The following is a 4,836-nucleotide window of genomic DNA, read 5'->3' on the forward strand; positions in this document are numbered from 1 at the left end:
GAAAATGAACCACTGACGGGGTACCGGTCTTAATGATAAGAGTGGAGCGCAAGTCAGTCCTAAAAAGCAAACTCCATAGATAGAAGCAGCCAAGTCCAACAGGTATTTATCCATTGTGCTACGACAACGGATAAATACTTAAGTGCTATGTAACATGGAGTTTAAATGAAAATCGCAGTAATATTAGGTACTTCCAAATCAGATGGGAATACCCGTAAATTAGTCGAATCCTTCGTTGAACAGTCTGATGCAAAATTGTTTGATCTATCTGACTTTGATATCAGTTTTTACGATTATGAGCATGAAAATAGAAACGATAGCTTCCTTCCAATCGTCCATGAGTTAGTCGGGTTTGATCATTTGGTATTTGCTTCACCTGTTTACTGGTATTCAATGTCAGCTCAGTTAAAAGTTTTCTTTGATCGCTTATCAGATCTTCTAACCATCGAAAAGGGGTTAGGGCGTAAGCTAAAAGGAAAGTCTATTTCCGTTCTATCAACGGGATATAATGTCGAGCTACCAAAATGTTTCGTAGAACCATTTGAGTTGACGGCAAATTATATGCAGTTAGAGTTCAAAGGCTGTGAGTACCTTGCGATACAAACTGAAATTGATTTAGCTAAAATCACAAATAGTGCGGCGCAAGCTATTGAAAATGTTACATAACAAATAAGGATTAAGGTGTTGCGTAGCCAACACTAAATCCCAAGTGTTGAACAAGCCGAAGCCACTTTATTAAGTAAATTGTACGATTGAACTTGAAGGGCGCACCGCTTTGAGGCTTTTCTCAAGGCGAGCGAGGTCAAGATAAGGTTGCGATAGCAATCTTATCAAGCAGTTAGCTATTTTTCGTTTCTTTCGTCGTCACATCTCCTCTGTTTTCGTAAATGCCATTCTCCTTATTATCAAATGCCTTTCGGCTACATGGGTCGGCTCACTCCAACGCACGCCATCTCATGCTCACAGCAAGGGCATACCCGTGTCGCTTTGCTCTTTATCGGGGCGGTGAGTGGCGGCATCCCATAGACCAAGTTCAATAACAGCAGTTGAATGCGGGCTCTTAAGGCGTGTGCTTGACCACGTAAAAATCCGTAACCCGAACTCGTTGTAACCCTTTGGGTAGCACGTGCTGCAAAATGAGCTGTAAGAACTTGAGAGTCGGTAAGGTGTTGTTCATAAAGGGTGTTGTAGCGTTCTAAGTCGGTGGAATTCATAAGTTACTCCTGTAAATGGCCATCAGGGTGATGGTGTTACAAGAGTATGGCTTGTACTCGTTTTACTCTGCCGTGCAGCGGCTTCCTTCAATAAGGCGCTAAAGACGGACTAACAAACGTTTGGTACTTTTAGTTCGGTTTAGTTGTGTGTTTAAGGTGTTTTAATTGGGTGGGGTGGCAGGTTTGTTAGCCACTTAGCTAATCGTTAACTGCTTCTTTATTAATTTAGCTTTCAAATATGGTAATCATTCCCTTTGAGTAGTAGACTAATATTATTTCCGCATAAATGTGCGAGGTAAGCATGAAGTACGAATTATTAGTTTTAGCTGCAATGACACGATTGGAATCTCCAAATACTCAAGCTATCGTGGCTGCAACTGGGATTTCTGAACGTAAAGTACAATCTGTAGTTAACTCATTAGTTGAAAATTTAGGCTTAAATATCCAAAGAGAGCGCCAAGGTCGAACCTTTCGTTTTTCTATTAATAGCTGGGGTGTCTTTGAGTCAGGAAAAACGATTCAATCTCAACTTAATGACATTGATTTAGTTATGCCAAGTAATTCAATACTTTCTTCTTACGAAGAAAAACATGCCTATTTCGAACAAGTTAAAATGGATAACTTTAAAGAAAGTATGCGTTTAGAGGGACATGATGTTGCTAGTGATTTCGATTTATCACTCGATAGAGAGCAACAACGTCAAATTTTGTTGAACAAATACTCAAACGTAAATTCGTTAGAGGCGCTCAATGGCTGATAAATATGGCACAACACAAGATCCTTATACTTACGAAAATAGTACAGTTCTTGTTAATAAGCTCAATATCAGCAATGAAGCAGTATTAGAGGCTGCTGAACGTGATTTAACAACGTTAGCTGCAATGTATGTGGAGTTTCAATTACCTCCTTACGATTTCAGCTACCTGCGTTCAATTCATCACATTTTGTTCTCCGATCTATTTGAATGGGCAGGCGAACTAAGAACGATTGATATTTCAAAGGGAAATACACGTTTCTGTAATGTAGTTAGGATTGAAAAAGAAGCGAATAATCTGTTTTCAATGTTAGAAAAAGATAAGTATTTAGTGGATCTACCATACGATGAATTTCTAACTAAATTAGCTGAGTATTATTGCGACATTAACGTTCTACATCCATTTCGAGAAGGTAATGGTCGTGCTCAGCGTTTGTTGTTTGAGCATATTGCAATCAACTGTGGTTACAATATTAATTTTACTGGTATTACTTCTGAGCAGTGGGTAGCCGCAAATATCCATGGTTATCATTGTAATTATGTGCCGATGAAAGAGCTGTTTTCTGTTTGTGTAACTAAAGCTGAAAAGCGCAGTTAACGAATAAGGATTAAGGTGTTGCGTAGCCAACACTAAATCCCAAGTGTTGAACAAGCCCGAAGCCACTTTATTAAGTAAATTGTACGATTGAGTATGAAGGGCACATCGTTTTGAGATTTTTTTCAAGGCGAGCGAGGCTAAGATTAGGTTATGATAGTAATATTATCAAACAGTTAGTTGATAGAATAATCAGACATGGTGCTTCCGGTGCAATTAAGTACCACATAAGTGTGGCAAATCCTCTGAAGGGGGCGTGTCATTCGTTAGTTCGCCCACTGATTATAATCAGTCGGTAGGGAATTTCTGCTTCTGGTGTAGAACTCGCATGACACGCACTGCTGAGCCATCAACCCAGTACGAAACGACCATAGAGATATCAGGAACAATTAGTAATCGCCCTCGAATACCAACACGTTGAACTCCCATTAGTGGTTGCTCAAGTAAATTTTCTACTTTGGCTTCGATAATTTCGTCAGTTTTTTCTGCCGCATCAGGGTTGAAATCATAAAGAAACTCAAAGATCTTCTCACGATCATTAAGTGATTCTTCTTCCCATAAAATCATTGTTGATCTCGGCTGCGAATCTTAGCTTTTCGGTCTGCCATTCTTGTTTTTGCTGAGTCATGATCAACAAATGAAGCTTTTCCTGAGTCAAAGTTCTCAAATGCTAGGTTAACTTGTTCAGCTAACCAAGTGTCGTGAGCTAATGTTTTTCGTTGTTGTTCAGCCATTTGCTCCGTAAGCTCACGGCAAGCGTCGCTAAGTGTGCGACCTTGGCTCTCAGCCATTTGCTGAGCTAAACGTTTAACTTCGTCATCAACGCGAAATTGAATTCTAGTATCCATGAGTAACTCCTAAATTGACGTGTGTACAAATGTTAGCACTGGAGTCGAGCAAGGGCAACTAACAAGCGAGTATGGGATCAGCAGTTTAGAGCGGGTTACTGACTTCTGAAGTATAACTTTACCATCTGGGTCTACGGCATGAAGACTCAAGTGGTTTTTAGTTAGGGCGATGCCTTTAAGTATCGTTCTAGACTGTGTAATGGTAGCGTTGTCAGCTACTTAATTGGGTGAAAGGGGATGTTACCAATGGAAGAATTGATAGCCCAATATACGGGTGCAAACGAAGATGAAAGGCTAACTCGGCAATATATCGCTCAGTTAGAGTTTGATACTACGATACATAAACTCACACCTTATTTACTTAAAGGAAAATCAGTATGTGAGTTAGGAGCAGCAACGGGGCGCTATTCCTTACATTTTGTGAAATTAGGTTGTGATGTTACAGCAGTAGAACTTGCGCCTGACCAAGTGAAGATTTTAAATACTAAAGTAAAATCTGAAGGTATTGAGTTAAAAGTGTTTGAGGGTAATGCTTGTGATGTGTCATTTATCGAAAGTAATTCTCAAGACGTTTGTGTAATTCTTGGGCCCTTGTACCACCTAAAAACTCTGCATGAAAGAGAGCTTGCGGTTAATGAAGCACTAAGGATTTTAAAGCCAAATGGTGTACTAGCCATAGCCTATATTTCACGTTTCTTTGTCGCTGGTATGTTTGCCCAACAATTTCCAGAGCTAGTCACTCCGGAGGTACTTTTAGAGTTAAATAAACATGGCACGGTATCAAACGCTAAAGCCGATAGTTTTTTCAAGGTCGGGTATTTCGCAACGCCTAGTGAAATTGAAAATCTTGTAAACAAAAATGGGTTTAATGTAATTGGACACGCAGCAACAGATGGATTTGGACGTTACATATCTAACGGTGTTAATAACTTTACGCCAACTCAATATCAGACATGGTTAGATTATCATTTAGCAAATTGTGATGAAGCAAGCCTTTTGGGATCAAGTAATCATGGTTTAGTGATGGCTAGAAAAGCCAGTTCACAAAGCAGTTAAGTCGGATTCATAAGCGTGTGCCGATTCCGTTTCGCTTCATTATGGCACTCGTACACTCACCGTTTATTGGGACGTTAGCTGTTCTATTGGTATCAGAGGGAATATGTTTAAATTCGTAAGGTTGATAGTACTATCAAATTTATTAGCACTACTAATTGTGGTTACTTTCGAGTATTTCACAGGCTATTTGAAACTATCATTTTCTAGTGATTATGCATTCTATTCAATGCTAATCCTTCTTGCTCTGGGTTCACTTTTGTCTTTTTCCGGTCATAAGGTCGGATATAGTGACCCTAGTAACATGGCTGGCGTTTCTGCTAGTTCGTTAATTGAAAACGAGTCTGCTAAATCTGATCCGCACCAGAAGTT

Annotated in this window: 7 protein-coding genes and 1 pseudogene; 5 read left to right on the forward strand and 3 right to left on the reverse strand. The window is 39.6% G+C overall.

The features are described from left to right. Positions 1-165 precede the first annotated feature (165 nt). A complete protein-coding gene (locus AB4407_RS20520; protein ID WP_372121808.1) occupies positions 166-666 on the forward strand; it encodes a flavodoxin family protein in 501 nt (166 codons plus the stop codon). Positions 667-920: 254 nt separating this feature from the next. On the opposite strand, the pseudogene AB4407_RS20525 reads toward AB4407_RS20520, so the two are convergent. Continuing rightward, positions 921-1,171 (reverse strand): annotated as a pseudogene (locus tag AB4407_RS20525) (transposase); the annotation flags it as partial. A 344-nt stretch (positions 1,172-1,515) separates the two neighbouring features. Here AB4407_RS20525 and AB4407_RS20530 point away from each other — a divergent pair. Both AB4407_RS20530 and AB4407_RS20535 read left to right on the forward strand, forming a co-directional pair. Then, complete coding sequence (locus tag AB4407_RS20530; protein ID WP_372121809.1) at positions 1,516-1,971, forward strand: YhfG family protein; 456 nt, start codon at positions 1,516-1,518, stop codon at positions 1,969-1,971. Beyond that, positions 1,964-2,566: a putative adenosine monophosphate-protein transferase Fic gene (locus AB4407_RS20535; RefSeq protein WP_372121810.1), complete on the forward strand. Its 603-nt coding sequence runs from the start codon at positions 1,964-1,966 to the stop codon at positions 2,564-2,566. Before AB4407_RS20530 ends, AB4407_RS20535 begins: the two co-directional genes overlap by 8 nt. Positions 2,567-2,851: 285 nt before the next feature. Here the strand turns inward: AB4407_RS20535 and AB4407_RS20540 are convergent, their stop codons facing one another. After that, positions 2,852-3,130: a type II toxin-antitoxin system RelE/ParE family toxin gene (locus AB4407_RS20540; protein ID WP_372121811.1), complete on the reverse strand. Its 279-nt coding sequence runs from the start codon at positions 3,128-3,130 to the stop codon at positions 2,852-2,854. After that, entirely contained in the window at positions 3,127-3,411 is a 285-nt protein-coding gene (locus AB4407_RS20545) for a damage-inducible protein J (RefSeq protein ID WP_372121812.1), read from the reverse strand. The genes AB4407_RS20540 and AB4407_RS20545 overlap by 4 nt, the downstream gene beginning before the upstream one ends. 246 nt (positions 3,412-3,657) lie before the next feature. Here AB4407_RS20545 and AB4407_RS20550 point away from each other — a divergent pair, with 246 nt between their 5' ends. Both AB4407_RS20550 and AB4407_RS20555 read left to right on the forward strand, forming a co-directional pair. Then, positions 3,658-4,467 (forward strand): class I SAM-dependent methyltransferase, encoded by an 810-nt coding sequence (locus AB4407_RS20550; protein ID WP_372121813.1) that lies wholly within the window; start codon positions 3,658-3,660, stop codon positions 4,465-4,467. A 103-nt stretch (positions 4,468-4,570) separates the two neighbouring features. After that, positions 4,571-4,836: hypothetical protein (locus AB4407_RS20555; RefSeq protein ID WP_372121814.1), on the forward strand; the 266-nt coding region annotated here is incomplete at its 3' end.

It is taken from the genome of Vibrio sp. 10N.261.46.E11 (genome assembly GCF_041472735.1).
GTDB lineage: Bacteria > Pseudomonadota > Gammaproteobacteria > Enterobacterales > Vibrionaceae > Vibrio.

Excerpts from the sequence above, each read along its gene's own strand:
- AB4407_RS20520 (WP_372121808.1), top strand. The coding sequence starts at position 166 with ATGAAAATCGCAGTAATATTAGGTACTTCCAAATCAGATGGGAATACC.
- AB4407_RS20530 (WP_372121809.1), top strand. The coding sequence starts at position 1,516 with ATGAAGTACGAATTATTAGTTTTAGCTGCAATGACACGATTGGAATCT.
- AB4407_RS20535 (WP_372121810.1), top strand. The coding sequence starts at position 1,964 with ATGGCTGATAAATATGGCACAACACAAGATCCTTATACTTACGAAAAT.
- AB4407_RS20540 (WP_372121811.1), bottom strand. The coding sequence starts at position 3,130 with ATGATTTTATGGGAAGAAGAATCACTTAATGATCGTGAGAAGATCTTT.
- AB4407_RS20545 (WP_372121812.1), bottom strand. The coding sequence starts at position 3,411 with ATGGATACTAGAATTCAATTTCGCGTTGATGACGAAGTTAAACGTTTA.
- AB4407_RS20550 (WP_372121813.1), top strand. The coding sequence starts at position 3,658 with ATGGAAGAATTGATAGCCCAATATACGGGTGCAAACGAAGATGAAAGG.